General features: G+C 57.2%; 16 protein-coding genes and 1 tRNA gene. 8 read left to right on the top strand and 9 right to left on the bottom strand.

Annotation, left to right across the window (positions count from 1 at the left end):
• Positions 1–43: 43 nt before the first annotated feature.
• The 5 genes from ACEWZM_RS17785 (at position 44) to ACEWZM_RS17765 (ending at position 7,627) form a co-directional block, all read left to right on the top strand.
• Positions 44–1,687, top strand: coding sequence for a hypothetical protein (locus ACEWZM_RS17785; RefSeq protein WP_414008076.1), 1,644 nt, complete (start codon positions 44–46; stop codon positions 1,685–1,687).
• Positions 1,688–1,714: 27 nt separating this feature from the next.
• Entirely contained in the window at positions 1,715–2,725 is a 1,011-nt protein-coding gene (locus tag ACEWZM_RS17780) for a site-specific tyrosine recombinase XerD (RefSeq protein ID WP_414007710.1), read from the top strand.
• Positions 2,726–2,824: 99 nt separating this feature from the next.
• A complete protein-coding gene (locus ACEWZM_RS17775) occupies positions 2,825–4,135 on the top strand; it encodes an HlyC/CorC family transporter (RefSeq protein WP_414008075.1) in 1,311 nt (436 codons plus the stop codon).
• Between the two features lie 202 nt (positions 4,136–4,337).
• Complete coding sequence (locus tag ACEWZM_RS17770) at positions 4,338–6,755, top strand: GcvT family protein (protein ID WP_414007709.1); 2,418 nt, start codon at positions 4,338–4,340, stop codon at positions 6,753–6,755.
• Positions 6,756–7,000: 245 nt separating this feature from the next.
• The gene (locus ACEWZM_RS17765) at positions 7,001–7,627 is read left to right on the top strand and encodes a nucleotidyltransferase family protein (RefSeq protein ID WP_414007708.1); all 627 of its coding nucleotides are present in this window, start codon (positions 7,001–7,003) and stop codon (positions 7,625–7,627) included.
• Positions 7,628–7,639: 12 nt separating this feature from the next.
• On the opposite strand, the gene ACEWZM_RS17760 is transcribed toward ACEWZM_RS17765, so the two are convergent.
• The 5 genes from ACEWZM_RS17760 to ACEWZM_RS17740 form a co-directional block, all read right to left on the bottom strand.
• Entirely contained in the window at positions 7,640–8,230 is a 591-nt protein-coding gene (locus ACEWZM_RS17760; RefSeq protein WP_414007707.1) for a Hint domain-containing protein, read from the bottom strand.
• A gap of 512 nt (positions 8,231–8,742) precedes the next feature.
• Positions 8,743–10,179 (bottom strand): xylulokinase, encoded by a 1,437-nt coding sequence (gene xylB / locus ACEWZM_RS17755; protein WP_414007706.1) that lies wholly within the window; start codon positions 10,177–10,179, stop codon positions 8,743–8,745.
• Positions 10,180–10,263: 84 nt separating this feature from the next.
• Entirely contained in the window at positions 10,264–11,568 is a 1,305-nt protein-coding gene (gene xylA, locus ACEWZM_RS17750) for a xylose isomerase (protein ID WP_414007705.1), read from the bottom strand.
• A gap of 2 nt (positions 11,569–11,570) precedes the next feature.
• Positions 11,571–12,650 (bottom strand): LacI family DNA-binding transcriptional regulator, encoded by a 1,080-nt coding sequence (locus ACEWZM_RS17745; RefSeq protein WP_414007704.1) that lies wholly within the window; start codon positions 12,648–12,650, stop codon positions 11,571–11,573.
• Between the two features lie 155 nt (positions 12,651–12,805).
• Positions 12,806–13,726 (bottom strand): LysR family transcriptional regulator, encoded by a 921-nt coding sequence (locus ACEWZM_RS17740; protein ID WP_414007703.1) that lies wholly within the window; start codon positions 13,724–13,726, stop codon positions 12,806–12,808.
• A 210-nt stretch (positions 13,727–13,936) separates the two neighbouring features.
• Between ACEWZM_RS17740 and ACEWZM_RS17735 the strand changes: the two genes are divergently transcribed.
• The 3 genes from ACEWZM_RS17735 to ACEWZM_RS17725 all read left to right on the top strand — a co-directional run bounded on the left by ACEWZM_RS17735 (position 13,937) and on the right by ACEWZM_RS17725 (position 19,983).
• A complete protein-coding gene (locus ACEWZM_RS17735; protein ID WP_414007702.1) occupies positions 13,937–15,604 on the top strand; it encodes a GMC family oxidoreductase in 1,668 nt (555 codons plus the stop codon).
• A 40-nt stretch (positions 15,605–15,644) separates the two neighbouring features.
• Complete coding sequence (locus ACEWZM_RS17730; RefSeq protein ID WP_414007701.1) at positions 15,645–18,152, top strand: CoA transferase; 2,508 nt, start codon at positions 15,645–15,647, stop codon at positions 18,150–18,152.
• Positions 18,153–18,327: 175 nt separating this feature from the next.
• Complete coding sequence (locus ACEWZM_RS17725; RefSeq protein ID WP_414007700.1) at positions 18,328–19,983, top strand: BCCT family transporter; 1,656 nt, start codon at positions 18,328–18,330, stop codon at positions 19,981–19,983.
• 297 nt (positions 19,984–20,280) lie between these two features.
• Here ACEWZM_RS17725 and ACEWZM_RS17720 read toward each other — a convergent pair.
• From ACEWZM_RS17720 to ACEWZM_RS17705, 4 genes are all read right to left on the bottom strand, one after another.
• Positions 20,281–20,370 (bottom strand) — tRNA-Ser (locus tag ACEWZM_RS17720).
• Positions 20,371–20,461: 91 nt separating this feature from the next.
• Entirely contained in the window at positions 20,462–21,238 is a 777-nt protein-coding gene (locus ACEWZM_RS17715; RefSeq protein ID WP_414007699.1) for an alanyl-tRNA editing protein, read from the bottom strand.
• Positions 21,235–23,733 (bottom strand): DUF3772 domain-containing protein, encoded by a 2,499-nt coding sequence (locus tag ACEWZM_RS17710; RefSeq protein ID WP_414007698.1) that lies wholly within the window; start codon positions 23,731–23,733, stop codon positions 21,235–21,237. The genes ACEWZM_RS17715 and ACEWZM_RS17710 overlap by 4 nt, the downstream gene beginning before the upstream one ends.
• Positions 23,730–24,764, bottom strand: coding sequence for a cysteine synthase A (locus tag ACEWZM_RS17705; protein WP_414007697.1), 1,035 nt, complete (start codon positions 24,762–24,764; stop codon positions 23,730–23,732). Before ACEWZM_RS17705 ends, ACEWZM_RS17710 begins: the two co-directional genes overlap by 4 nt.
• Positions 24,765–24,779: the final 15 nt, after the last annotated feature.

Here is a 24,779-nt window from a genome sequence, read left to right as displayed (position 1 = left end):
CGTGACGCAGACATTCACACAGTCACTGAGCCTAACGCTCAGCATGACGCTTGGCCTGGGACTGGCTACCGGCACATTTTTGTCAGCCCCTGCTCAGGCCCAGCCAACAACATCGCCAGCATCGACCAAGGTGGTCGCTCCTGCCGCGCGGAGGACCGCCGCCAAAGATACAGCACGCGACTCAACTGTGGCTGGCGACACGGCTGCTAAACAAACAGACGGCAAGGATCCCCTTGCCGCCATCGACTGGCTTGCCACACCGGCACCAGATGCCGACCTGCCCGGCACGGTCTTATTGGAACCGCCCGTTGCAGGATCGGCTCGCCGCCCGGAAGTAACGGTGACACCCCTTGCCAGTCTGGTGGCTCCGATCGGGCTGGTCAAACCGGCCTCAACCGGCCTGCCTGTCGATCTATGGCGGGGCAGCAACACCGAGGAGCTCGCAGCTCTTCTTGCCGCAGTTCAGGTACGCAAATCACCTGCCATGCAGTCGCTTATGTTTACGCTGTTGCTGTCTGAAACCCGCCCGCCTACAGAATCCAGCGAAACGCTGCTATTGGCCCGTATCGACCGATTGATGGATTTGGGGGCACCGGATCCGGCACAAGCGCTGGCAGAGCAAGCCGGACCAACCCGCAGCAAGGGACGGTTCGAGCGCTGGTTTGATGCCACCCTGCTCACCGGCGATGAACAGATCGCCTGTCGCGCAGTTCAGGATAGACCCGATCTCGCGCCTGACTATGCGGCCCGGATCTTCTGTGCAGCCAGACTTGGCGACTGGCCGACTGCCGCGCTCTTACTGGAAACAGCCCATGCGCTGGATCTGGTGGACAATCGCCAGCTTGACTTGCTGGATCGCTTCCTCAACCCGGATGTGTTTGAGGATGCGCCGCCGCTGCGCGCACCTAAATCACCTGACCCGCTGACATACCGTCTGTATGAAACCATCGGCGAGCGTCGCCCAACGGCCAATCTGCCCCGTGCCTTTGCAGCAGCAGATCTGCGCGATGTTGCAGGCTGGAAAGCCCAGCTCGAGGCCGCAGAGCGACTGACCCGCATCGGTGCTCTGAACCCCAACCAGCTACTTGGGCTTTACTCCGAACGATCTCCAGCAGCGTCCGGAGGCATCTGGGATCGCGTCGCCGCCTTGCAACGTTTTGAAACCGCGCTGGAAACAAGAAGCCCTGAGGCCGTCAGCAAAACCCTGCCCACGGTCTGGCGCGCGATGAAGACCGCCCGGATCGAGACCGCGTTTGCCGATCTCTTTGCCGATCAATTGGCCCGCATTCCTCTGGATGGCACGGCTGCAGATCTGGCATGGCGCATCCGCCTGCTTGCCCCAACTTATGAAACCGCATCACATAGCCCTCCCCAAACGCGAGGCCGGGCTGCATTTCTGGCCGCTGTTGCACAGGGCGCACCTACCGCAGAACTGGCCCATAGCGGCGTTGAACAGGCCATTGCAGCCGCCTTTGTCGCTGACAGCAACGTGCCGCACAAATTGCAACGCCTGCTGGACAATGGCCAATTGGGAGAGTCGATCCTGCGCTCCATGCAGCTCTTTGCACGGGGCGCTGATGGCAACCTCGGCGATCTGACGGATGCACTCGCAACCTTCCGTGCGGTCGGGCTGGAGGATACTGCCCGCCGCGCTGCACTGCAGCTCTTGCTGCTTGATCGGCGATAGGGGGCGGACAATGGACCTGCACCCCAAATGACCGCCTCCCCTCCTCCCAACGCCCCTCGGGACGATCTGCAATGGATATCGACGTTTCTTGACGCGCAGGCTGCGGATCTTGGGGCGGCACGAAACACGCTTCTTGCATATGGGCGTGATCTGAAAGATCTGGTCAGTTGGCTCACCCATAAGAAGCTCAGCTTTGGGACGGCCTCCCGCGAGGATGTCGAGAATTATCTGATTTCCTGCGACGTCGAAGGCCTCGCACGCGCCACCCGCGCCCGCCGTCTCTCCGCGATCAAACAAATTTACCGATTTGCCTTCGACGAAGGCTGGCGTGCCGACAATCCGGCGATCCAAATCAAAGGACCGGGGCGTCAAAAAGCGCTGCCCAAAACGTTGGAAGTGATTGAAGTCGACCGCTTGCTGGATGCGGCGCGGCAATCCGGACGCAGCCAATCGGACCGGTTGCGCAACACCTGCATGATGGAATTGCTCTACGCCACGGGTATGCGGGTGAGCGAGCTGGTCGGCCTGCCTGTCGCAGCGGCAAGGGGTGATCCGCGTATGCTGCTTGTCATGGGCAAAGGCGGCAAGGAACGCATGGTGCCACTGTCTCCACCTGCCCGCGATGCACTGGCTGTCTGGTTATCGGTGCGCGACAAAGCAGATGAGATCGCGGTCGCCAAAGGAGCTGCTCCCTCCCGTTTCTTGTTTCCGTCGCGTGGCAAGTCCGGCCATTTGACCCGGCACCGATTCTATCTGCTGATCAAGGAATTCGCGGTGAGTGGCGGCATCCCACCCGAGGCCGTCTCACCGCATACTTTGCGCCACGCCTTTGCCACCCATTTGTTGGCCAATGGCGCGGACCTGCGTGCCATTCAGGCGCTGCTGGGCCACGCTGACATCGCCACGACCGAGATTTATACACATGTCTTGGACGCAAGGCTAAGCGAGCTGGTGTTGGAACATCACCCACTGGCCCGTAGCGCTCCAGACACTGAAGAGACCTCAAAACCGGACCCAAACGACGACCACGCCGGATAATTGCACCCCGGCCTGCGTCACCGCAGCACCTCCCCCCTTGCGACAGCGCGGTTGGCACCCCATAACCATGGTGATCTCAACACTTCTTTCGGGACTATGATGGATAGCACCACGACCTTTGCCGATTCCACCTTTTGGACCACCGCAGGCGCGATTGTCTTTCTGCTGGTGCTCTCAGGCTGTTTCTCCGGTTCAGAAACCGCACTGACGGCCGCCTCACGCGGCAAGCTGCGCAGCCAGGCCGACAAAGGCAACTCCCGCGCCAAACGCGCCCTGGCTATCACCGAGGACAGCGAGCGCCTGATCGGTTCCATCCTGCTCGGCAATAACCTCGTGAACATTCTGGCAACCTCGCTTGCGACTGCCTTGTTCACCCGCGCCCTGGGCGAAAGCGGCGTCGCGTTGGCAACGCTTGTGATGACGTTTCTGGTGCTAATCTTTGCCGAGGTTCTGCCCAAAACCTATGCCATCTCCAACGCTGAAAAAGCCGCCGCCGCCGTCGCCCCACCAATTGGCGTGCTGGTCACCGTATTGGCCCCCGTCGTGGGCGCGGTCCGCCTGCTGGTGCGTGGTGTCCTGCGCATCTTTGGCGTGCGGATCGACCCGGACAGCCACATCATGGCCGTCCGCGAAGAGATTGCAGGCGCCCTGCATCTTGGTCACTCCGAAGGTGTGGTCGAGAAAGAAGACCGTGACCGGATCCTTGGCGCACTTGATCTCTCCGACCGTTTTGTCGAAGAAATCATGCTGCATCGCTCCAATATTGAAATGGTCGACGCCAGTCTCGACCCACAGAAGATCCTTGAGCAATGTCTTACCTCGCCCCACACGCGCCTACCCGTATATAAGGACGAGCCCGAGAATATCGTGGGTGTACTGCACGCCAAGGACCTATTGCGTGAGATGTATGCCCAGATTGGCGGGCCGGATGGGGATGCATCCTCTCTGCGGAACTTCAACATCACCAGCGTGACAAAGCCACCGTATTTTGTTCCGGAAACCACCACTTTGGACGAGCAGATGCGTCAGTTCCTGCGCGCGCGCACCCATTTTGCGCTGGTTGTTGATGAATATGGCACCCTACAAGGCCTCATCACGCTGGAGGACATCCTTGAAGAAATCGTCGGAGAGATCACCGATGAATTCGATCCGGACGAAGAAACAGTGGTCAAGAAAACCAGCGACGGCAACTACCTGATTGATGGCGCAACCACCATTCGCGACCTGAATCGCGCAACCGAATGGTCCCTGCCGGATGAGGAGGCCAATACCATTGCCGGTCTGGTCATCCACGAGGCACAGACAATTCCCATCGTGGGACAGGTATTTTCCTTCCATAACTTCCGCTTTGAAGTCACTGCGCGCGAGGGCAACCGCGTCACCGAGCTGAAGATCCGGCCGCTTCACTAGGCAAGCGCACGGTACATCACAAACAAAGGCCAAGGCCGCAGCCACGTTGCTGCGGCCTTGCTCGTTTTGCGAACCATATATCGTCGAGGCCGCGCTATATTTCCTGCGACAGCCTCTCCTGCGACATTCCATGTCGCGTTTTTGCTGGACTACTAAACACATCTGTACAGAATAAGATCAAACAGCCAGGGAGAGGCGTAAGATGAAGACGACAACACGGGTAGCAGTGATCGGTGGCGGCGTTGTGGGCTGCTCAGTGCTTTATCATCTGACAAAGCTGGGCTGGTCCGACGTCATGCTGCTGGAACGCTCCGAGCTGACCTCAGGCTCCACCTGGCACGCAGCAGGCGGCTTTCACACGCTCAATGGCGACACCAATATGGCCGCCCTTCAGGGCTATACCATCCGTCTGTATAAAGAGCTGGAAGAAATCACCGGCATGTCCTGCGGCCTTCACCATGTCGGCGGCGTTACTTTGGCCGAGGACAAAGACCGCTTTGATATGTTGAAGGCGGAGCGCGCCAAACACCGGTTCATGGGACTCGAAACCGAAATCGTCTCTCCTGAAGAGATCCGGAACATCGCACCCGTGACCAATATCGATGGTATTGTCGGCGGACTCTATGACCCTCTTGATGGCCACCTTGATCCTTCTGGCACCACTCACGCCTATGCCAAAGCTGCGCGTATGGGCGGCGCCACGATCGAAACCCACTGCAAGGTGACCGAGACCAACCAGCGCCCCGATGGCACATGGGATGTGGTCACCGACAAAGGCACAATACATGCCGAACATATCGTTAATGCAGGTGGTCTCTGGGCACGCGAGGTTGGTGCCATGGCGGGTATCTACTTCCCGCTGCACCCAATGGAACACCAATATATCGTCACCGATGAAGTGCCCGAAATCGCCCAGATCATCGACGGCGGCGGTGAACACCCGCATGTGATGGATCCGGCCGGAGAAAGCTATCTCAGACAAGAGGGTCGCGGCCTGTGTATTGGCTTCTATGAACAACCTTGCAAACCCTGGGCCGTTGACGGCACGCCATGGAATTTTGGGCATGAGCTATTGCCGGATGATTTCGACAAGATCGAAGACAGCATCGCCTTTGCCTACAAACGCTTCCCCGCACTGGAACGCGCTGGCGTAAAATCGGTAATCCACGGCCCCTTCACCTTTGCCCCCGACGGCAACCCGCTGGTCGGTCCCGTACCTGGCATGCGCAACTATTGGTCCGCCTGTGCCGTTATGGCCGGCTTCAGCCAGGGCGGCGGTGTCGGCCTGATGCTGGCGCAATGGATGGTCGAGGGCGAATGCGAGCGTGACACCTTTGCAATGGACACCGCCCGATTTGGCGATTGGATCACCCCCGGCTACACAAGGCCCAAGGTGATTGAGAACTACCAGCGCCGCTTCTCGGTCTCATATCCCAACGAAGAACTTCCTGCCGCCCGCCCGTTCCGCACCACACCGATGTACGACGTCTTTGACGGGATGGGCGCGGTTTGGGGCCAACAGTATGGGCTGGAGGTGCCCAACTACTTCGCCACCGGCGATGAGCCGAGATATGAGACACCGTCCTTCCGCCGCTCCAACGCGTTTGAGGCCACCGCACGCGAAGTCAAAGCCGTGCGTGAAGCAGTCGGCATCAACGAAGTGCATAATTTCGGAAAGTACCGCATCACCGGAGCCGGCTCCCGTGCATGGCTTGACCGCATCATGGCGGGCCGCGTGCCGCAGCAGGGCCGCCTGTCACTGACTCCAATGTTGTCACCCAAAGGCCGTCTGATCGGTGATTTCACCATCTCCTGCCTTGGTGAAGAAGATTTCCAGCTCACCGCCTCCTATGGCTCACAAGCCTATCACATGCGTTGGTTCCTTCAGAACCAAAGCGATGGGGTGCGGATCCAGAATATCTCCGACACCACCAACGGCTTTCAGATCGCAGGCCCGAATGCACGGGAGGTTTTGCAGGCCTGCACACGGGTCGACATCTCAGACATGCGGTTTCTGGATGTCCGTCGCCTGACAGTGGGCATGGCCAGCTGCATCGTCCAGCGGGTCAGCTATACCGGTGATCTCGGCTATGAGATCTACTGTGACCTGCCTTCACAACGCGCGCTTTGGAATACCCTATGGGCCGCAGGACAGCCGCATGGGATGAAACCCTTTGGCATGCGGGCGATGATGTCGCTCCGGCTGGATAAGTTCTTTGGTTCTTGGCTGTCGGAATTTTCACCCGACTATACAGCCGCTGAAACCGGGTTGGACCGCTTTATCTCTTTCAAGAAAAACGTTGATTTCATTGGGCGTTCCGCGGCCGAAGCAGAACGCACTGCAGGTGCGGCCCGCACCCTCTGCGCCTTTGTTGTGGAGGCTGAAGACACGGATGTCACCGCCTATGAACCGATCTGGCACGATGGTTCAGTCGTTGGTTTCTGCACCTCCGGCGGCTACTCGCATCATGCACAGGTCTCTGTCGCCCTTGGCCTGATCCCAAGGACCTTGGCGCAGGATGGCCTGGAGGTTGAAATCGAAATCCTTGGAAAAATGCGCCCTGCGCGATTGATCACGACACCACTGTTTGACGCCGACGGCGCTCGGATGCGTGGCTAATCAAACAAGACGGGTCAGCACCTCTGACCCGTTTCTCCCACTGTTGCCAGCTCTGCGCACGCAGACGGTCGCTTCTCGTGCAACAGATGGGTCAAACTCCGGTCACATTGTTTCGCAGGCGAAACATCCCGTCAGTATAACTGACCTTTCTGCGTGTCTTTCGCTGGACCCGCCTCCTTTTCTGGCTAAAAATACCACAGCCGCAGGTGTTCGTAAGCCCGGCCTGGCGCCGGGGAGGCACCTATATGACTGCCATCGCCACTCTTATCCTTGCCGCAGGCGGTTCGACCCGGATGCGCGGGCGCGATAAGCTGCTAGAAGAGATAGACAATATCCCCCTGCTCGCTAGGATTTGCGGGACCGCATTATCCACAGGTCAGGATTGCTACGTCACTCTACCCAACCCGGAGCATCCACGTTCTGAGTTGCTTCGCACGCATTGTCCAAAGGTTACCCCCGTCTATGTCGCAAATGCCAAAGACGGTATGGGCATGTCCATTCGAGGCGGTGTCATGGGCTTATCGCGAGACTTCGATGCGGTGATGATCGTCCCGGCTGATATGCCCGAGCTGTCAGCCGCCGATCTGGCACAAGTCATTGCGGCGGCCAGCGACAAGCCCGACAAGATTATCCGCGCTACCGCCGCGGATGGCCGCTTTGGCCATCCGGTGGTTTTTCCAAATCGCTATTTCGCAGATCTGATCCAGCTGCGCTGGGATCAAGGCGCGCGCGCCATTCTGCAACGAGCTCAGAAACAGGGCGAGCACATCATACCAGTGCCACTGCCCAATGAGCATGCGCTTACCGATCTGGACACACCAGAAGCATGGGCCGCGTGGCGCGCCAGTCAGACGAGCACCGAGATAGATTGACCACCCCTATTGTCAGTGGATAAACCACTGCGCATCTGCCTTTGTGCTGCCCTCACGTTTTCGGGGCGTAAAATCCGTCACCGGCTGCTGGGCCGACAGGTCGGGGAACAGCGCCAGCACCTCGTTTCGCTGGGCGCGGTCCAATCCGCGCTCGGATTGATCTGCAGGCTGGAAACACTCGATCCACGCGCCACCAGCGGATACCACCTCATGATTGTCGCAAACAAAATGGATATACTCAATAAACGTCGTCTCAACCGCATCCACGCCGGACAATCCGGTCAGGTGTTTTGCAGCCACCAGAATTTCGCGATCTTCGAAGTAAAACGCTGTTTTGTCATTGCTGATCAGCACACGATGGTTGGGGCTTAGCAACAGATCACGCTCCGGCATGCCATTGCCGAGCGCGCCTTCGGCGATCAGCACAGGCTGCAAATGCGCAGCGGTCTGCAATGCGTTGCTATCCAATTGCCGGTGACCGATCCAGCGAATGGTCTGCAACCCATTGTCACGGGTTACCACGCGGTCTCCCACGTTCAGGTCTTCGACGGCGCAAGCGCCAAAGGGGGTTGCTAGTGTGGTCCCGGGCGTAAAACAGGGCAACTCAAATCTCCGTCGATATAGTCCAACCACCCCGGTCACAGAGGTCCTGCAACCGGCCGATGGCCTGTTCTTTTTTTGTTTATTGGTGCCACACCGCGAAGCGCAGCAATGAAGAGAGCGCCGACAATTATTCGGCAGCGTTGTCATCACCATAGTCACGGAGATATGCCTAAAAAAGAACAAAATCTTAATCACTCGAGAGCAACCACCAAGGCAAACGCCCAGTTCGCGCGTGGTTGAAAGGTGTTTTCCGGCGATTGTTTCCAGTTTCGGCGCGAGCCAGCGGCCAAACCTGCGCATTCCTGCAGAGGCTGTTCGCAGAATGGGAACAATCAACACATGCGCGATATCTCGCCAGCGCTGCACATCTCGCAAACGATCAAGCTGCTATAGCAGCGTGTTGTCCTATCACACGCAACAATGTGACGAATTTGAGGCAACTTGTTGTGGGATCATCCTGCGGCAGCGATTCGGCCGCCCCCTATCGCGTGATGTGCAACCGCGCGCTGACGTCAGGTCAATCCGGCCACCTGTGTACGAAAGTCTGCATATCCTGCTTTGAACCCGTTTCGAAGAGATGGATCAGGATAAACAGTTCCCGCAATCTCTGGGGCGCGAATGACGTCAACCGGATTTTCTCCGGTTACCGCCAGACGCGCCAAGCGTGCAGCACCAAGGGCCGCGCCGAACTCACCCCCGTGCGGCAGTTTCAACGGCAGATCCAGAATAGTGGCGAGCAGTTTGACCCAATAGTCTGACTTGCTGCCACCCCCAATCACCAGACAGCTGTTAAGTTCAGCACCGGTACTGCGCAACGCCTCAAGGCAATCGCGGAGCCCGTAACAGACGCCCTCCATCACTGCGATGGCCATGTCTTCAGCCGTGGTCAAGACGGACAACCCCTGAAACCCACCCCGCAACGCCGCAGAATTATGTGGCGTCCGCTCACCGGATAGGTAGGGCAGAAACTTAACCTCTCCCGGTGCGCTCAGCTTATCGCCCAGCCCCGCTGTCAGATCAGCAGGACTGCGGCCGGTGATGCGCCCCAGCCAATTCATGCAATCAGTGGCAGAGAGCATCACGCCCATCTGATACCACCGGTCAGGGATCGCATGGCAGAAGGTATGGACCGCAGTTTCCGGATTCGGGTGAAACCCATCGCGCGCCGTCAGCACCACCCCCGAGGTGCCAAGCGACACAAACCCCTGCCCCGGCGCCATGACCCCGGTGCCACAAGCAGCAGCCGCATTGTCGCCCGCACCACCAGCAACCGTAACCGCCCCGGAAAGCCCCCAGCGTGTGGCCAGATCGGCGCGTAATTCCCCGGCACGTGCGCTCCCCTCGACCAGATCAGGCATCTGATCGCGGCGCATATGCCCCGCCTCTAGTAACTTCTCTGACCATTCCCGCGCACCAACATCCAGCCAGGATGTGCCGGCGCTGTCTGACATATCGGCGACGTGACGACCGGTTAGGTGTAGGTTCATATAAGCTGCGGGCAGTAGAACCTTGGCCGTCTTTGCAATAATCTCTGGCTCATTGCGTTGCACCCACAGAAGTTTCGGTGCGGTGAACCCCGGAAAGACAATATTGCCGCTTACATCTCGCACGCCCGAGGCGGCATCCAGAGTGGTCGCCTCTGCCGCCGAACGCGTGTCATTCCACAGGATACAGGGACGCAGCACCTGATCCATCGCATCCAACAGCACCGCACCGTGCATGTGTCCGGCGACTGCAATGCCGCGTATCTGGTTATAGCCGACGGTATCCCGTAACGCCTCCATCGCACTATCCAACGCCGCAAGCCACTGTGCCGGATCCTGTTCTGACCAGCCTGGATGCGGATTCTGCACGGTATAACTGGCCTCTGCTGAGGCCACCGGCACGCCTGTGTCATCAGTCAACAAGGCACGCAGTCCCGATGTGCCAAGATCAATGCCCAGGTACATATCTTTCCCCTCCCAACCGCACGCGGCGGATGAATGGACAGGCCTCCCTATAGGCCTGCCCCAGTATATATGCCCGCGGTCAGATCAGACGAAGCGATTAACCAGTGCTTCCAACTGTTCCTGACGGCCGGACACGGGCTGCGGGTCCAGCGCCGCTGCCTCGGCCTGATCAGCGATGCTCTCCAGCGTTGCCCCTTCGGCCAAATAGGCTTTGGCAGTCTCCGCCTCCCAACCAGCATAGCGCGCACGACGCTTGGCTTCCAAGGCGTCGCTCTCCAGCATCTCTGCAGCAGCCCGCAGGCCACGGGCGCAGACATCCATAGCCCCAACATGGGCCGCAATCAGATCTTCGGCATCGAGCGATTGGCGACGCAGCTTGGCGTCAAAATTGGTCCCTCCGCCGGAAAGGCCACCGCCGCGCAGGATTTCATAATAAGCCAGCGCCACCTCCGGCACATTATTTGGGAATTGATCAGTGTCCCAACCCGACTGGTAATCATTGCGGTTCATGTCGATGGAGCCAAAAATCCCCAACGCGTTGGCCAAGGCGATTTCATGTTCAAAGCTGTGGCCGGCCAGGATCGCGTGGCCCTGTTCAATATTGACCTTCACCTCGTCCTCTAGCCCAAAGCGTTTGAGAAAGCCATAAACGGTGGCAACGTCGTAATCATACTGGTGCTTGGCCGGCTCCTGTGGCTTGGGCTCAATTAGGATCGCGCCTTTGAAGCCGATCTTATGCTTGTACTCTACCACCATCGACAGGAAGCGACCCATCTGTTCCAGCTCACGCGACAGATCCGTGTTGAGCAGGGTCTCATACCCCTCGCGACCGCCCCAGAGCACATAATTCTCGCCGTTCAGGCGGTGCGTAAGATCCAAGCAAGCCCGCACTGTCGAGGCGCAATACGCAAAGACATCCGGATCCGGGTTAGTGCTAGCACCGGACATATAGCGGCGATTGGAGAACATATTGGCTGTCCCCCATAGGAGCTTTGGCCCGCCGTTTTCCATTTTCTCCGCAAAGACATCGCCCATCTGGTTCAGGCGCTTGTGGCTCTCGGCAAGGCTTGCGCCTTCGGGGCGGATGTCGTGATCGTGGAAGCTGTAATACGGCACACCAAGAATGCGGAACATGTCAAAGGCCGCATCCGCCTTAGCGCGCGCCAGATCCATGGTATCGGCAGGGAACCAAGGGCGATCAAAAGTCTGGCCGCCAAAAGGGTCGTTCCCCTCCCAAACAAAATTATGCCAATAGCAGACGGCGAACCGCAGGTGATCCTCCATCCGTTTGCCCATCACAACCTCATCCGGGTTGTACTGGCGATAGGCCAGGCCTTCGCTATTCGGGTTGTAGGTGATTGGTGCGATGTCGTCGAAATAGCCAGCCATGGTCAGGCCCCCTCTTCTGGCCCGTCCGCAGGCTGCGGGGGCATATTATGCTTGAAATGTACGGCAGGAATAATCTGCCCTGCCGAAGCGTCGATGGGCAGCCCGTCGCTGAGTGCAACCAACGTGGTCAGCGCGCCGGAGATTTCCTGTGCGGGCTTTTGATCAATCACCGCATCGATGAGGCCCTGCTCAACCGCGGCGCGCGTCGCGGCACAGAGCTCATGGCTGATAACCACCGGGCGGTTTACCTCGGCACGGCTCTGCATATTGGAGGTCGCGAGCGCGGCAACCAGCCCAGGAATTCCGGCGCCCAGATTATAGATCCCGGTAATGTCAGGGTTGTCGATCAATACGCGGCGCAGTTCCTGCTCCAGAAAGACAGGATCATCGCCGGTTTCCAATGACGGCAACACCTGCAGGTTGCCCGAGACGACATCGCAAAATCCGGCATAACGATCCGCATGATCTCGGGCGCTTAAGCTCCCGGTGATTGTTAGTATTTGTCCCTGCAAATTCGCCAGACCACCGCGATGGGCAAGAACCATCAAATCCCCAGCCGTGCGCCCTGCTGTGTGATTGTCGATGCCCACATAGGCGTCGCGCGTGGTAGGCGCGCTGTCGGCGACCAATGTGACTATGGCGACACCCTGCGCCCGCAAGCGGATTAAGGCGCTCTCAACTGCCCGATCCTCGACCGCGACGAGGCAGACGCCATCGTATTTCCCTAAGGCACATTGATCGAGGGCGCGGACCAGCGCTGACGGATCAAAGGCTGGTAGATCGATAATAGTAATCTGTTGGCGAGCTTGGGTTCGGGCGGTCAGATCACGGGTCAACACATCCCGTAGCGCGGAAAAGAACCCCTCACCTGCAACGGGCAACAAGAAGGCGAATTTGTACTGACGTCGGCGTGACAGATTGGCGGCGGTTATATCGCGCTGATAGCCCAGTTCAGCGATGGCTGTCCTGACGCGATCCTTCGATTTTTGCGCGACGCCGCCACGACTGTTCAGCACCCTGTCTGCGGTGGCATAGCTGACGCCAGCGGCAGCGGCGACATCGTGTAAAGTAGGTTTTCTCATCCGTCAGCCTTATGCTGATTGGCGGTGTTCGCGTTCAATTGATAGACGTATATCATTTCCTGATAGACGTCTATCAAAATCTCGTAGAGATCGCGATTTCACACGTCCCAAGCATTGGATCTATAAGCTATTAGGCGGGAATGATCGCTGTGGTTTTATGACAGCGACCAGGAGCTTTGCAGCAGGTTAAACACAGCGGAAAGGACTGGGTTTTCCTTGCGGCGCTGCAAGGCGATAAAACAAAGACACGCTGGTACAGAAACCGAATTGCAGACGGCAAGGCCGTAGGTTTGTTTCTGATGTAGCGCAATGGATTCGCGGCACAGGCTCAGGCCGATACCAGACCGGACCATCTCCAGCATCGAAGCTTCCTGATCAACCAAGGCAACAACGCTCAAGCGACTACTCAGATCGTCGTAAACCTTGGATAGCAGCCGATAGTGAACCGAGGTTTCAGGCGTTCCAATCCAAGGGAGAGTCGCCAGCTGCGACCAGCTGAGATCTTCGATCTTCTTCTGCCATCCGGTTGGCCCAATGACGCGGTAATGGAAGTCAGCAAGGCGTATTGCGTGGATGGGATCCTCGCTCTCTGCCCCCATCTGTTGCAGATCGTCAGGACCGCATAGATAGAAACCGGCGTCGATCCGGCCGCGCTTGAGCCCTGTCAGAATGTCACCACTGACCCCATGCACCAGCTCGGTTTCGATACCGGGGTGTTCGGATCGCAACTGCGCCAGCATGCGCCCCAAGCGGATAAACTCCGGATCCACGATGGTACCGATGGTCAGTTTACCGCTTATTTGTCCAGAACGTTGGCGGGCACTGCGATGAAAATCAGCCACCGCGTCCAGCACCTGCTCAGCCTTGGACAACACCGCCGCCCCATCGTGACTGATTTGCAATCCGGTCGCCGTCCGGGTGAATAGCGTAATGCCTGTTTCCATGCTCAGCCGTTTGATCTGATGACTGATCGCGGGCTGTGTCAGATTCAGCACCTCAGCAGCACGTGAGACACTGCCCTCCCGTGCGACGGTTACGAAGGCCAAGATACTGTTAATGTTAGAATAGCGGTCCATATAAATTTTTTTAATAATACTATGTGGGATTTGTCATTAGTTTTCTTGCGCGTTGTCCGTCAGAGATCTTTGAAATCGCGTTCTGGGAGGCGACGTGACGTGAACACCCTGTTTTCTGCCGCAGGCCAACTGGGCGCCTGAAACCGAGTTGTTCTTCACTTCTCTCAGCACACGACCGACAATGAAACGGCTGATGGGTGGATGACAACAATGTCTGATGGTTCGAACGAGTTTGACTATATTGTGGTCGGCGGAGGCTCCGCCGGGTGTTTGATGGCCAATCGGCTCAGTACAGATCCCAGCAATCGCGTGCTTTTGCTGGAAGCTGGCAAACCTGACACCTACCCCTGGATCCACATTCCTGTTGGCTATCTTTATTGCATCGGGAACCCCCGCGCTGACTGGATGTATAAGACCCAGCCGGACAAGGGCCTGAACGGACGCAGCCTGCTTTATCCGCGCGGCAAAACGCTGGGCGGGTGTTCTTCCATCAACGGCATGATCTACATGCGCGGTCAGGCACGTGACTATGACAACTGGGCACAGTTGACCGGTGAAGACGCCTGGAACTGGGAAAACTCGCTGGCTGATTTCAAAGTTCATGAAAACCACTACAAACTGGATGATGGCGCAGATCCGGTCACCGGGGACAATAGCCGCTTTTCAGACATGCACGGGCACGGCGGTGAATGGCGGATCGAAAAGCAGCGGCTGCGCTGGGATGTTCTGGACAGCTTTGCCGACGCAGCGGTCGAGACCGGAGTTCAGAAAACCGATGATTTCAATAGCGGCGATAATGCAGGCGTTGGCTATTTCGACGTCAATCAGCGTTCCGGTTGGCGCTGGAACACATCAAAGGCGTTCCTGCGCCCTGCAAAGCAGCGCAGGAACCTGACCATCTGGACCGAAGCACAGGTCGAAAAGCTGACTTTCGAAAAAGACGGCAACGGTGCGCTGCGCTGTGTTGGTGCAAAACTCCACCGTGAGGGCCAGCCAGTTACAGTGCGTGCAAAACGCGAAGTGGTGCTGTCTGCAGGGGCCGTAAACTCGCCCCAGATTCTACAGCTGTCGGGTATCGGCCCAGCGAATCTGCTCAAAAAACACGGCATCGACGTGGTAATGGATCAGCCGTTTGTTGGTGAGAACCTGCAAGATCACCTGCAAATCCGCGCCGTGTTCAAGGTGAAAGGCACCAGCACGATGAATACGCTGGCCAATTCCATGATCGGTAAGGCCAAGATCGGGCTGGAATATCTATTCAAACGCTCCGGCCCGATGAGCATGTCGCCCAGCCAGCTTGGCGCGTTTACACGCTCTGATCCAAGCCGGACACATGCCAATCTCGAATACCATGTTCAGCCCCTGAGCCTTGAGGCATTTGGTGATGATCTGCATGACTTCCCGGCTATGACGGTCAGCGTTTGCAACCTGAACCCAACCAGCCGTGGCCATGTTCGTATTGCCTCATCTAACTTCCGCGATGCGCCGTTGATTTCTCCGAACTACCTGGACACCGATGACGATCGCAAAGTGGCGGCAGACAGCCTGCGTCAGGTTCGCGAAATCATGACCCAATCTGCGATGAAGCCCTATTCGCCCGAAGAGTACAAACCCGGCGTGCAATATCAGAGCGACGAAGATCTAGCCCGGCTTGCTGGTGATATCGCGAGCACTATTTTCCACCCGGTGGGCACTGTCAAAATGGGCCATGATGGCGACACCACCGCGGTTCTTGATCCCCATCTGCGGGTTAAGGGCGTCAAAGGCCTGCGTGTGGTCGATGCCTCGGTGATGCCGGAAATCACCAGTGGCAACACCAACTCACCTACAATTATGATTGCGGAAAAAGCCTCAAGCTGGATCCTAGCCGGTCAGTAACGCCGCAGATCACCAACTAAGAAGTCTTTCTGGAGGTTTCATGCGAAACTCTTTTTCCAAGCTGCCACTTACCGGCGTAAAAGTCGTTGATTTCGGGCAATTTATCGCGGGCCCCGCTGTCGCAATGCTGCTGGGTGACCTGGGCGCGACCGTGGTTCATATCGACCCAATTGAAGGGGCCATGTGGGATAACCCGGCCAATGCCACGCTCAATCGTAACAAGGTGATCGTGAACCTCGATCTGAAGTCCGAGGAAGGGCTGGAGAAGGCGCGTGCGCTTTGTGCGGAGGCTGACATCATCGTTGAGAACTTCCGTCCCGGGAAGTTCGCCAAGCTTGGGTTTGATTTTGCTGCCATGTGTGAGGAACGTCCCGAGCTGATCACGATCTCGATCCCGGGCTTTGCGTCAAACGATGAAGAGCGGCGCGAACTGCGGGCCTATGAAAGCATCGTTGCCGCAAGTTCCGGCGTCTTTACCGATATGGGTCTGAACCGTGTTTTGATGGGCCTTAATCCCTCCTTCTCCCCCCTGCCCCTCGCCTCTGCCTACGCTTCACAGATCGCGGCCTCTGCCACGGTATTGGCACTGCAATCCCGGCAGGTGACGGGCCTTGGCGATCAGATCGAGGTTCCGCTGGCGGCTGCTGTCATGGAAGGCCTGTGCTACAACTCGATCAAAGTTGATGGCATGCCGGAGCGGTATCTGACGCAGCGTGAAGTTGAGATTGAGCGTCGGCGCGTCGAAGGTCTGCCGATGAATGTCAGCTACGAAGACCTGCAAGAGCTGATGGATCCGTTCTTTCGCAGCTATATGTGCAAGGACGGGCGGATGTTCTATGTTGTCTGCCCGAGCCACAAAAACCACGCGCGTCGCTGTCTCGAAGTCCTCGGCATATACGATGAGTTGATCGAAGATGGTCTGACCTCCGAGGAAAACACCTATAAACCATGGTCAGAATGGGAGCATGAAACCTCCCTTGGTGTTTATCCGATGCCAAAGGACTGGGCCGACAAGATCTCTGCACGGATGAAAGAGGTCTTTATGACCCGCACCTCGCATGAGTGGAAAAAGATGTTTGGTCGCGGGCTGATCCCCGGTGCGCCACAACGTTGGTTGCAGGAATGGCTCCATGATGAATACGCGGAGACATCGGGCCTGATGATCGATGTCTGGGATCCGATCTATGGCGAGATGACCCAGCCCGGACCCGTGGTCTGGATGGAAGAGAGCGGCGAAGAGGCCTTGCAGCCGGATCCGCGCCGTTGGGTCGAGTTTGACGAAGCTTTAAAGATCCTCAAAAAGATCCGGACTGAGATTCCTGACCCCTCGGAACAGTCTGCTCAAGAGGGCTGGCTGTCTGGTGTGCGGGTGCTTGACCTGTGCAACGTAATCGCCGGGCCGCATTCCGCCAGCTATCTTGCGCGATTTGGAGCCGAGGTCATCAAACTGGAACCAGCTGAGCCGATGTACGACAGTTGGAATACCGTCATCTATGGCATGTCTCAGATGCGCGGAAAGCGCTCTATTCTGGCAGACATCACCTCGCGTCACGGCCGTCAGGTGTTTGAGGATTTGATCAAATCGGTTGACATCATTGTCTGGAATGCACCTGACAACCAGATCAAAAAGGTTGGTCTGGACGCGGATAGCCTGCGCAAACTCAATCCCGACGCGCTGTTCTGCAAGTTAGACTGTTTCAGTGGCGTGCGTCGCGGCACCAGAACCGACTACATCGGTTATGATGACCTCGTGCAGGCAACAACGGGTATTATGCTGCGCTTCGGCGGCGCAATGGATCGCCCCGAAGAGCATGCGCATGTTGGCACAATTGATGTCATGTGCGGATTTGGCGGCGCCTTGGGCGTAGCTGCAGCCCTCTATCAAAAGCACCGCTTTGGTCGCATTGGTCGGGGCAGAACATCGCTGGCTGCCAACAGCGGATTGCTGCAAGCGCCGTTTGCCTTTGATTACAGAGGGCGTGGCCTGTTTGAAGAGCCATCTGGACCTGAGGCTAGCGGATACGACTCTCTCACGCGTTTCTACAGCACAGCGTCGCGCCACATTCTGCTCAGCGCCTATGAATCTGATCTGCCACTATTCCGCAATGTTGAAGGTCTCGAGGCCCTGCCTGATCTTCCAGAAGAAGAGCGCGCGGCCTTTTTGGCATATACCTTTGTTTCTCAGCCTGCATCTGAGTGGATTTCGCGATTGCAAGCGGCCGACATCGGTGCGGTGATTTGTGAAAACCTAGACTCATTGAGGGCGGTGAATTTGCGCGATGCCGACGGCGAGCCGGGAACCGCCAATGGCAGTTATTCGTTCTCAAATTATCCAGATCACCCAAGCGGGCATGAGGTCATTCAGCTCGACCCCTACGCGGTACGTTCCACCCGAGGAAAGATCACCGCCGTTACACCCGCCGAGAAATTCGGCACCTCAACGCGTGCGGTTCTCAAGGACCTGGGCTACGCAGACAGTGCCATCGAGGCTATGATAAAGTCCGGGAACCTTCGTGAATCCTGGAGTGAAGAGTATCTCCCCAGCTAACCAGACTGGCCACCTAACCCAAAAATGGGATAGGTGGTTTTTTTAACTAGCTCACGGTTTGACAATCAAGATTAAACCACCACTACCAGACGCCGTAAGAAGAAGGGACACGTGATACTGCACCGCGTGGGAGGACCTTTGGCGTCCAGCATCTAGCAGCCATTCAGGAGGAAACATGGCCAATAAACCACCATTGATGGACCTAACCATCGAAACCGCCGATCACGGATTTTATGCTGGTTTCAGCAAAAACGTCGCGATTACATCTAAAATTCTGGTCGCCACGCTAATCGTCTGGGCCATCGCTGTTCCAGAAACAGCCGCAACTATTCTGGGCGATTTGAACAACACTCTGCTGGGCACATTCTCCAGCTGGTACATTTATGTTGCCGCCCTTTTCCTAATCCTGTGTGTGGCGCTGGCGCTGATCCCCAGCACGGGTCGTCTCAAACTCGGTCAGGAAGGTGACACGCCAGAGTTTTCAAACTTCTCTTGGTTCTCAATGATGTTCGGTGCTGGTATCGGCATCGGCATGCTCACCTTCGCGACTGCCGAGCCGATGTATCACTTTGCGACCAATCCAAATGTGATCATGGGCGAGGCGACGGGGTCTTCAGCGGACAATGTCACAAATGCTTACGTCTGGTCGTTCCTGCATTGGGGTTTCGCGGCCTGGGCGTGCTATGCGGTCGTCGGTCTGTCGCTGGCCTATTTCTCCTACCGCCGCAATCTGCCGCTGACCATCCGCTCGGCGCTGACACCACTGTTTGGAGAAAGCCTGTCTGGCCTACTTGGTCATATTGTTGATGTTGTTGCGGTTGTTGCGACCATCCTTGGCGTGGCACAGACGCTTGGGTTTGGTGTTCAGCAATTTGTATCCGGCCTGCACCGGATCGGCTTTGGGGACTGGCTCATTGTTGCAGAGTCAGGTGATCCCTCCACTGCTGGTGTCATCACAGCATTGTTGATCATCATGGGTGCCTCGACGCTGTCTGCGCTTTCCGGCGTTGGCAAGGGCATCAAATGGCTCTCCAACATCAACATGGGGCTAAGCTTCTTTTTGCTGGCGTTCTTCCTGCTTTTCGGCTCGACGTTCTTCGGCCTTGGCGCTTTGGTTGAGGGATTTGTATCCTACATCATTCAGCTTCCTAAACTGCTCTTTACTGTCTGGACTACGGATGGCGTCGACGGCAGCGAAGCGGCTCAGCTGGCAAGCTGGCAAGGTGGTTGGTCCGTCTTCTATTGGGCTTGGTGGATCGCATTCGCCCCCTTTGTTGGCGTCTTTCTGGCACGTATTTCCCGCGGCCGTTCTCTGCGGGAGTACATCCTTGGGGCCATTATCATTCCGTCTCTGATGTGCTTTTTCTGGTTCACCGTTGTTGGCGGGACCGCCATTGATCTCACGCTGAACGGTGGCGCAGGCGATGCAATCTCCGGTGCCGGGCAGCAAAACCAGCTGTTCGCGATGCTCGACTTTATCCTTGGCACATCCGCGGCCTGGATCATGGCGGTCATCGTTGTTGTTCTGTTGCTCACCTATCTGGTGACAACCGCTGACTCCGCGATCCTGATTGTGAACACCATCAACGCAGCCGGTGCGGAAAAGCCTTCTGGCCGTCCGCATATCATCTTCTGGGGCGCTGCCTTGTCTCTGGTTGTTGGTGGTCTGCTGATTGCAGGTGGTGTTGGCGCGATCCAATCCGCGATGGTGATTGGTGCCCTGCCGTTCTCGCTTGTGATGGTTTTGATGTGTGTTTCACTGGTCAAAGCAATCGTGAAAGACAGCGTACGCGAGAAAAACGGTATCCAAACCGTGCACACAGGCGACTAAGACACCACCGACTAAAATACAGTCGACGAAAACAAAGTGGTGGGGGGCCTCAGCTTCCCACCATTTCTTTTGCCCGGGTCAGACAAAAGAACACACAGCGCCGGTCCCAGATGTTTTATGAGTTTGGTCTGAGCAGCAGTAGACTTCGCCAATGCGCAAGATGATAGCGTTGGGTTGCTACAGATACCCCTCCAGCATTTTAGATTGTCCCCAAAGCCCTGAAGAAAGCCGTGTCGCAAAACCGCAATACAAACCCTTTATCAAAAAGGGAAAAGCGACACTTATGTTGGATGGTTATGGCGGAGAGACAGGGATTCGAACCCTGGAGACGGTCTCCCGCCTACACACTTTCCAGGCGTGCGCCTTCGACCACTCGGCCACCTCTCCGTTGGGCGGACTTTTGACGGATCGTGAGGGCAATTGCAAGAGCGAAAAGAGCAAAAAATTGCTCTTGCAGAAACTTATTTTGAGCCTGTCTTCAGGCGTTCAGATGCAGGTAGACGCGGCGATTCTGTTTGCCCTTTTTCTCAACCTTTCCAAGGCGGATACGGCCAATTTCTCCGGTGCTGCGAACATGGGTGCCGCCGCAGGGTTGCAGATCAATCTGCTCCTCATCAGAACCGATCCGGACCAGGCGAATACGGCCATTGCCACGTGGCGGGGCCACAGACATAGTTTTCACCAGTTCGGGGTTGGCATCCAATTCTTCCTCGGAAATCCAGCGCTCGCTGACCGGCAGATCGCGGGTGATCAAATCGTTCAACGCGTCTTCCAGCGCCTGTTTGTCCGCGGGTGCCTCAGGCATATTGAAATCAAGTCTGCCTTTCTCGGCTCCGATGGAGCCTCCTGAGACTGGCAGCGGGATCACCACCGAAAGAAGATGCAGCGCAGTATGGACACGCATATGGCCAAAGCGTCGATCCCAGTCGAGGGTCTGCGTCACCTCCTGGTCAACTGCAGGCCATGGCTGCTCGACATTCTGCTGGTCTAAGAGCGGCTGGCCCGAGAGCGGCTGATCAGCGGCTGGCAGCAGGACAATCCTGCCCTCTGGCCCCTTTACAGTGTTGGCAATGCGCAGGCAGTGCTGCCCTGCCCCGTCCTGCCAGCTAAGGCTGCCGGTATCACCCGGTTGCCCACCCCCAGTTGCGTAAAAGACGGACTGGTTCAAAACCAGCCCGCCTTCTTCGGTGTGTTCGGTGATCTGTGCAGGCGCCTCCAGTGCATAGGCGTCTCGTAAAAACAACTGATCAGTCATCGATCGCCATCTCCATCGGTACCGGCATTGTCCGTGTCGTCATCTCTGGAGAGATCGCGCAGATCCGGGGTGTCGGGCTGTCTCTTCTGCGCCACGTTCTGCGCCGCATAAGCTGCCCCTCCGGCGGCTTCATCCGTCTCGCTTGCTGCCTCCGCCTCAGAGCTGGCGCTTTTGGCTAATGCCTCAGGGTTGCGGATCCAGATGTCACGTTGCGCGAAGGGAATTTCGATGCCTTCCTCTTCAAACCGTCGGGCGATCTCGTAGTTCATGTCGGATTTGACCGACAGAACCCAATTCACATCGCGCAATATGGCGCGGATTTCAAAGTCCAGACTGTCAGCGCCAAACCCCTGAAACACCACAGATGGCGACGGGACCATCAGCACCATCGGATGGGCTTTTGCAACCTCCATCAAGATGGCCTCCACCTTGCGCGGATCGGTACCATAGGCGGCCCCCACGGGCACGATCACGCGACCCACGGTATTGCCACGGGTATAGTTGGTGACAGTGCCGGTGATCAGGTCTGAGTTGGGGACGATCACATCAGTCCGGTCAAAGGTCTCAATCCGGGTAGAGCGCACAGAGATGTTGCGCACGTATCCCATAAGGCCCCCCACCTCGATCCAGTCGCCCTTGGACACTGGGCGTTCAACCAAGAGGATGATACCGGAGACAAAGTTCGAAACTATAGTTTGCAGGCCAAAACCGATCCCCACTGAGAGTGCACCAGCGACGATGGCCAGTGATGACAGGTCAAGACCCGCCATCGAAATCGCCACAATCGCCGCGAGGAAGACCCCGATATAGCCCATCCCCGAGACGATGGCGTTCTGTCCACCGACGTCGATACTGGTCTTGGGCAGTAGCGCATTGCGCAAGCTGCCCTGAACCAATCGGGTAAGACCATAGCCAATCGCAAAAACTGTCGCAAAGGTGAGAAATGCTGTGGGAGAAATGCGGGTATCCCCGACCTGGAAACCTTCCAGAAAATTGGACCACAACTCAGTCAGGTCAGCGACCCGCGCGCCCCAGACCAACGCCAACAGTGGCAGCGACATAAGCGCCAGTGCGAAACCGATAAGCGCTGCAAAAAGCGAGTCGCGCGCGGCCGCACCTTTGCGGGTAACAAAGCCATAGATATCAGCAAAGAAACGCTGCAATACGAACAAGGCCGCCAGAACCGCCAGTGTTATCATTGAGGGGTAGACTACGGCCTCCGCCGCGTTGAGATAGCCAAGAGCGGCCAATACCGGGCCGGCAAAACCAAGCAGATAGATCACCCGCCGCACCACTGAGATGACGCGGTTGGTTCCGGCTGCTATCGCGCCTTCTTCGCCATTTTCGGCGGCCTGGGCGCGTCTTTGCTTGGCACCTATGCGATGCAGGCGCAGCAGAATAAGTGCCGCGCAAACAATCAGCGGGAACGCGTAGACAGCAGCACTGCTGTCCGGGATATTCTCAAACTGCAGAATGATGTCGATGGCATCCTGCAGCACCAGGATGACCGCCATCATATCTATCAGAAAGCGGGTTTCGGCTTGGTTCCCCTCCTGCACTGGCAGCAGATCGTTTTCGATCTGGCCGGCATATAGCCGCTCGCCCAACCAATGAAACCACAGCATGATAAATGCCCAGTCGAGCACCGAATCCATCAGGATGCTGCCGCGCACACCGAGTATGCCGGTAACCTCAACGGCAGCAATAAGAAATATCATCCCAAGCAGTGGCAGAAGCACCTGCAGAAGCGACACAACAAAGGTCCAGACCCCAGATCCCCGCGCGCCGTAGCGGCGTAAGAAATTACCCGCACGATGAGCCAATGGACGGCCACATAGGATCAGCAGCAGCCCAATAAGTATCAGGACAAGAACGCCCGCCCAGGCATCGCCCATGCGTTCGAGCGTTGTGTCATTGCGCAGTTGTGACAGGGTTTCATTGATAATCGCACTGCCAGCATGGGTCAGATCCCCTAGTGCATCGGGCCAGTGTTCAGGATTGAGCGGTGAGGCTCCACGTTCAAACAGCTCCTTGGTCAGCCGTTCACGCACGATATTGTCGACCTCATTGATGAGACCATCGGCACGGCTGTAGGCTTCTTCAGCGACAATGCGCGGCACCCGCAACAGATTAAGCTGCTGTGTCAGTGCTTGGCGCAATAGGGCAATGTCTTCTGGTTCCTCTTCCCCCTCGGTGGGAGACGGACCAAGAGCCTCAAGCTGCCCTTCTAGCGTGAGGATACGCTCGCCGTTCTCGCTACGCTTGGTCTGAAACGTCTGACGAAAGTCAGCAAGCTCATTGCGCAGCTGCTCCAATGCGATATTGGACGCACGGCTGGCATCAATGACGCTTTCGGCCCGGCCCGCAGTCCGCAGCCAATCCTCATAGTAAGTTTTGGCGCGCTCATCGAGCTGGGCCAGAGCGGGAAAAGCCAGGCTGATCAGAAGAACCAGCCCGGCCAGAAAGTTTAGTACACCACGCATAACAGCGATCATACGTCCTCAAATACGCCTGGGATAGAGGCAGGTGTATGAGACATCCAATCGGGCACCGGCAGGTCTTTTTCCCGCAGGAATTCCGGGTTGAACAGCTTCGACTGGTAGCGCGTGCCATAGTCACAAAGCACTGTGACAATGGTCTTGCCTGGCCCCATATCCTTGGCCATGCGAACCGCGCCTGCGATATTGATCGCCGACGAACCGCCCAACACCAGACCTTCGTCGTGCAAGAGATCAAACACATACGGCACCGCGTCGCGGTCCTGGATCTGATAGCAGAAGTCGGGTTTGAAACCTTCGAGGTTCTTGGTGATGCGCACCTGACCGATGCCTTCGGCTATCGAGCCGCCTTCGGTTGCGATTTCACCAGTGGTGTAGAAGGAATAGAGCCCAGCACCCATAGGATCGGCGAGGCCGATTTTCACGCCTTTGGGCTGGAGTACATCCGCAACACCGGCAACCGTACCGCCGGAGCCGGCCGCACAGATAAAGCCGTCAACCTTGCCCTCGGTCTGATCCCAGATTTCGGGTGCCGTGGTTTCGACATGGGACCGACGGTTGGCCACATTGTCAAACTGGTTGGCCCAGATCGCGCCATTGGGTTCGGTCTTGGCCAGTTCCTTAGCCAGACGTTCCGAATAGCGGACGAAGTTATTAGGGTTGCGATAGGGTGCTGCGGGCACCTGCACCAGCTGGGCACCAGCCAGACGCAACATGTCCTTTTTCTCTTCGGACTGGGTTTCGGGGATGACGATCACCGTCTTGAACCCCATTGAGGCCCCCACCAAGGCCAAGCCAATGCCGGTATTCCCGGCAGTGCCTTCGACGATGGTGCCCCCCGGCTTCAGATCACCCCGGGCAATAGCATCCTTGATGATGTAGAGCGCGGCACGGTCTTTTACCGACTGGCCGGGGTTCATGAACTCGGCCTTTCCCAGAATCTCACATCCGGTTTCATCGCTAACGCGGTTGAGGCGGATCAGAGGCGTGTGGCCGATCGCTTCGGCCAAGTCATGTGCAATGCGCATGGTATCCCTTTCGAT

The organism is Phaeobacter cretensis (assembly GCF_047372505.1).
Classification (GTDB): domain Bacteria; phylum Pseudomonadota; class Alphaproteobacteria; order Rhodobacterales; family Rhodobacteraceae; genus Phaeobacter; species Phaeobacter cretensis.
This window is presented reverse-complemented; position numbering and strand designations above follow the sequence as displayed.

What these genes read in the sequence shown, in the direction of transcription:
- ACEWZM_RS17785 (WP_414008076.1), top strand. Translation starts at nt 44, where the DNA reads ATGACGCTTGGCCTGGGACTGGCTACCGGCACATTTTTGTCAGCCCCT.
- ACEWZM_RS17780 (WP_414007710.1), top strand. Translation starts at nt 1,715, where the DNA reads ATGACCGCCTCCCCTCCTCCCAACGCCCCTCGGGACGATCTGCAATGG.
- ACEWZM_RS17775 (WP_414008075.1), top strand. Translation starts at nt 2,825, where the DNA reads ATGGATAGCACCACGACCTTTGCCGATTCCACCTTTTGGACCACCGCA.
- ACEWZM_RS17770 (WP_414007709.1), top strand. Translation starts at nt 4,338, where the DNA reads ATGAAGACGACAACACGGGTAGCAGTGATCGGTGGCGGCGTTGTGGGC.
- ACEWZM_RS17765 (WP_414007708.1), top strand. Translation starts at nt 7,001, where the DNA reads ATGACTGCCATCGCCACTCTTATCCTTGCCGCAGGCGGTTCGACCCGG.
- xylB (WP_414007706.1), bottom strand. Translation starts at nt 10,179, where the DNA reads ATGTACCTGGGCATTGATCTTGGCACATCGGGACTGCGTGCCTTGTTG.
- xylA (WP_414007705.1), bottom strand. Translation starts at nt 11,568, where the DNA reads ATGGCTGGCTATTTCGACGACATCGCACCAATCACCTACAACCCGAAT.
- ACEWZM_RS17745 (WP_414007704.1), bottom strand. Translation starts at nt 12,650, where the DNA reads ATGAGAAAACCTACTTTACACGATGTCGCCGCTGCCGCTGGCGTCAGC.
- ACEWZM_RS17740 (WP_414007703.1), bottom strand. Translation starts at nt 13,726, where the DNA reads ATGGACCGCTATTCTAACATTAACAGTATCTTGGCCTTCGTAACCGTC.
- ACEWZM_RS17735 (WP_414007702.1), top strand. Translation starts at nt 13,937, where the DNA reads ATGTCTGATGGTTCGAACGAGTTTGACTATATTGTGGTCGGCGGAGGC.
- ACEWZM_RS17730 (WP_414007701.1), top strand. Translation starts at nt 15,645, where the DNA reads ATGCGAAACTCTTTTTCCAAGCTGCCACTTACCGGCGTAAAAGTCGTT.
- ACEWZM_RS17725 (WP_414007700.1), top strand. Translation starts at nt 18,328, where the DNA reads ATGGCCAATAAACCACCATTGATGGACCTAACCATCGAAACCGCCGAT.
- ACEWZM_RS17715 (WP_414007699.1), bottom strand. Translation starts at nt 21,238, where the DNA reads ATGACTGATCAGTTGTTTTTACGAGACGCCTATGCACTGGAGGCGCCT.
- ACEWZM_RS17710 (WP_414007698.1), bottom strand. Translation starts at nt 23,733, where the DNA reads ATGATCGCTGTTATGCGTGGTGTACTAAACTTTCTGGCCGGGCTGGTT.
- ACEWZM_RS17705 (WP_414007697.1), bottom strand. Translation starts at nt 24,764, where the DNA reads ATGCGCATTGCACATGACTTGGCCGAAGCGATCGGCCACACGCCTCTG.